Source organism: Amycolatopsis minnesotensis (assembly GCF_039529815.1).
GTDB classification, from domain to species: domain Bacteria; phylum Actinomycetota; class Actinomycetes; order Mycobacteriales; family Pseudonocardiaceae; genus Amycolatopsis; species Amycolatopsis minnesotensis.
Genome location: NZ_BAAANN010000101.1, coordinates 1 through 4323, shown reverse-complemented (window position 1 = coordinate 4323; position 4323 = coordinate 1). Strand labels below are relative to the sequence as shown.

Below are 4323 nucleotides of genomic sequence, written 5' to 3'. Positions count from 1 at the left end.
AACACCGCCGCGAACACCGGAAACACCCCAGACAAACCCCACCCCATCCCCACCCGCTGAGACCCCTGCCCCGAAAACACCACCGCAAGCCGAGACGACCCCACCACACCCGTCACCACTCCCGGCGCCCGGTTCCCCGCGGCCAGCGCGCGCAGTCCGGCGAGCAGCTCGCCGGTGTCCGCGCCGGTCACGACGGCACGGTGTTCGAGCGCGGCGCGCGTCGTCGCCAGCGACACGCCGACGTCGAGCGGCGAAGCGCCTGATTCCTCCACAAAGGACACAACGCGGCCGGCCTGTGCGCGCAGCGCGGCCTCGTCCGCGGCGGAAAGCAACCAGGGCAGCACCGGCGTCTCACGGTCTCCGTCGCGGCGGACCCGCGCCGGTTCCGGCGCTTGCTCCAAGACGACGTGCGCGTTGGTCCCGCTGATCCCGAACGAGGAAACCCCGGCGCGCATCGGCCGGTCTCCAGCGGGCCACGGCATCGGCTCGGTCAGCAGTTCCACGGCACCGGAGGACCAGTCGATGTGCGGGGACGGCTCGGACACGTGCAGCGTCTTGGGCAACCTCCGGTGCCGCATCGCCTGCACCATCTTGATCACCCCGGCCACGCCGGCGGCGGCCTGGCTGTGCCCGATGTTCGACTTGATCGAGCCCAGCCGCAGCGGCCGCTCCGGCGACCGGTCCTGGCCGTAGGTGGCCAGCAGCGCGTGCGCCTCGATCGGATCACCCAGCGTCGTACCCGTGCCGTGCGCCTCCACCACGTCCACATCGGACGGTGACAACCCCGCACCACTGAGCGCCTGCCGGATCACCCGCTGCTGCGACGGCCCGTTCGGCGCGGTCAGGCCGTTCGACGCGCCGTCGGAGTTCACCGCGGTGCCACTGACCAGCGCCAGCACCGGGTGGCCGTGCTTGCGCGCGTCGGAAAGCCGTTCCACCAGCAGGACGCCGGCGCCCTCGGCCCAGCCGGTGCCGTCGGCGGCCGCCGAGAACGATTTGCACCGGCCATCCCTGGCGAGTCCGCGCTGCCTGCTGAAGTCGACGAAGGTGCCAGGGGAGGCCATGACCGTGACCCCGCCGGCGAGCGCCATCGCGCATTCGCCCTGCCGCAGCGCCTGGATCGCCCAGTGCAGCGCCACCAGTGAGGACGAGCACGCCGTGTCGACCGTCACCGCGGGACCTTCCAGGCCCAGCGCGTAGGCCACCCGGCCTGAGACCACGCTGCCCGCGTTGCCGGTGCCGAGGTAACCCTCGACGCCCTGCGGGAAGGCCCGCAGCCGGGCCGCGTAGTCGTGGTACATCACGCCGGTGAAGACTCCGGCGCGGGTGCCGCGCGCGGACCGGGGGTCGATCCCCGCGCGTTCGAAGACCTCCCACGACAGTTCGAGCAGGAGCCGCTGCTGCGGGTCCATCGCGAGCGCTTCGCGGGGGCTGATCCCGAAGAAGTCCGCGTCGAACTCGTCCGCGTCGTGCAGGAAACCGCCTTCACGCGTGTAGGAAGTCCCCTCCCGGTGCTCGTCCGGGTCGTAGAGCGCGTCGAGGTCCCAGCCCCGGTTCTCCGGGAATCCGGTCACTCCGTCGCGCCCTTCGGCCACGAGGTCCCACAGTTCCTCGGGCGTGGTCACGCCGCCCGGGTAGCGGCACGCCATCCCGACGATCGCGATCGGCTCGCCGTCGACGGGTCGCGTCGTCACCGGGGTGCCGGACTCGCCGTCGTCTCCGGTGCCGAGCCCGGACACCAGGAACGCGGTCAGCGCCGCCGGGTTCGGGTAGTCGAACACCAGGGTCGCGGGCAGGCGCAGGCCGGTCACCGCGCCCAGCCGGTTGCGGAGGTCCACCGCGGTCAGGGAATCGATGCCGATGTCGCTGAACGCCCGGTCCTCGGCAACGGACGCCGCGCCCCCGAAACCCAGCACCTTGGCCGCTTCGGCGCGCACCACGGTCAGCACGGCTTCGGTCCGCGCGGCTTCGCCCAGCCCGCGCAGTCCGTCGAGGAACGCGGACGCCGAGCCGGCCCGTGAAGCGGACACCGCGCGGCGCACCGGTGCCGCGATCAGCTTCCGGAACAGAGGCGGCACCACGCCATCCGACGCGGCGCGCATCGCGGGAAGATCCAGACCGGCGGGCACCAGCAGCGGCATCTCCGAGCGCAGCCCGGCATCGAACAACGCCAGGCCCTTCTCGGCGGACAGCGGCACGATACCGTCGCGCGCCATCCGTTCCAGTCCCGCGTCGCTCAGGCGGCCAGCCATTCCGCCGCGGTGATCCCAGAGACCCCACGCCAGCGAAGTAGCCACCAGGCCGTTCGCCCGCCGGTGGGCGGCGAGCGCGTCCAGGAACGAGTTCGCTGCCGCGTAGTTGGCCTGCCCGGCGCCGCCGAACACCCCGGCGCCCGAGGAGAACAGCACGAACGCGGCCAGGTCCGCGCCCTCGGTCAGCTCGTGCAGGTTGCGCGCGCCGTCGACCTTCGGCCGCAGCACCGCCGCGAGGCGGTCTTCGGTCAGCGACTCCACCAGGCCGTCGTCCAGCACGCCCGCCGCGTGCACCACGGCGGTGAGCGGGCGATCGGCCGGAACGGCGGCGAGCACACCGGCCAGTGCGTCGCGGTCCGCCGCGTCGCAAGCGGTCCACACCACTTCGGCACCGAGCGCGGTGAGCTTCGCGGTGAGGTCCGCCGCGCCCGGCGCCGCGTCACCGCGCCTGCTCAGCAGTACCAGGCGCCGAGCACCGTGCCCCGAGACCAGGTGCTCGGCGACGAGGCCGCCGATTCCGCTGCCCGCACCGGTCACCAGTACCGTTCCGCGAGGGGCGATGCCGCTCGGGGCGGCGCCCCGCTCGGGAACGCGCGTGAGCCGCGGCGCCAGCACCCTGCCATCCCGGATCGCCAGCTGCGGCTCTCCGGTGGCGACCGCGCGCGACGGCAGCTCGTCCGATCCTGCACCGAGGTCGACCAGCGTCAGCCGTTCCGGGTGTTCCGCCTGCGCCGAGCGAACGAGCCCCCAGACCGGTGCCGCGCCCAGGTCCGGCACCGCCTCGCCTTCGGCGGCGGCGATCGCGCCCCGCGTCACCAGCACCAGCCGGGTCGCCTCGAAACCCTCGGCCGTGACCAGCGCCCGCACGAGCGCCAGCACCCGGCCGGTCGTGGCAGCGGGACCGCCCTCACCCGTCACCTCGACCGCGACCAGCTCCGGCAGCGAGCCGCCGCTCTCGATCTCGGCCGCGACGTCGTCGAGCCGCCCGATCGGCAGACTGTCCTTTGTGGAGTCCGTGGCAACGACGTCCCAGCTCACCCCGAACAGATCGCGGTGAACGCTCGCCGTGCTCAACCGGTCGGCGGCGACGCGCCGCAGTACGAGCGCGTCCACCGAAGCGACCGGGGCGCCTGTTTCGTCAGCGGCCACAATGGACACACCGTCGCCCACCGGGGAGAGCCGGACTCGCAGTGCGGACGCCCCGGTGGCGTGCAGGCGCACGCCGGTCCAGGAGAACGGAACCAGCCCGGAGCCGCCGGAGGTCCCCTCCGTCCCGAGGCCCAGCGCGTGCAGCGCCGCGTCGAGCAGCGCGGGGTGCAGCCCGAACTCCGTGGCGTCCGCTTCCACCTCGGCCGGGAGAGCGACTTCGGCGTACAGATCGTCGCCCCGCCGCCATGCGGCCCGGAGGCCCTGGAAGGCCGGGCCATAACCGAACCCGGCCTCGGCGAGGCGGTCGTAATGGCCTTCGAGCGAGATCGGATCGGCGGCGCGAGGCGGCCACTCGGCAAGGTCGAAGCCGGGAGCCCGGCCGCCCGCGGCGAGGAACCCGGTCGCGTGCCGGGTCCACTCGCCTTCAAGCCGGTCGTCTCCGGTGGGACGGGAGTACACGGTCACGGCCCGACGGCCGTCTTCTTCCGGCGTCGACACGGAAAGCTGCACCTCGACCGCGCCGGTCCGGTCCAGCACGAGAGGCGCTTCGATGGTGAGTTCGTCGAGCCGGTCGCAGCCGACGTGATCGCCCGCGCGGATCGCCAGTTCCACGAAAGCGGTCCCCGGCAACAGGATCGCATCCATGATCGCGTGGTCGGCGAGCCACGGGCGGGCGGCCACCGAGATCCGGCCGAGCAGCACCACGCCCCCGGCGTCGGCGAGCGACACGGCCGCGCCGAGCAGCGGGTGGCCGGCGGCGGTCAGCCCGGCCGCCGAGAGGTCGCCCGGCGCCGAGGACGGGCCGAGCCACAGTTCCATGTGGTCGAAGGCGTAGGTGGGGAGGTCGGTTCGGTGTGCGCCGGTGCCTGAATACCAGGCGGGCCAGTCGATGGGGGTGCCGTGGGCGTGGAGGGTGGCGAGC

Annotated in this window: 1 protein-coding gene; it reads right to left on the bottom strand. The window is 73.4% G+C overall.

Translation table 11 applies throughout. From position 1 onward, the window contains the following. Positions 1-4323, bottom strand: a 4323-nt coding sequence (locus ABD256_RS43930; protein WP_344432331.1) for a type I polyketide synthase, incomplete at both ends; no start/stop codon positions are given.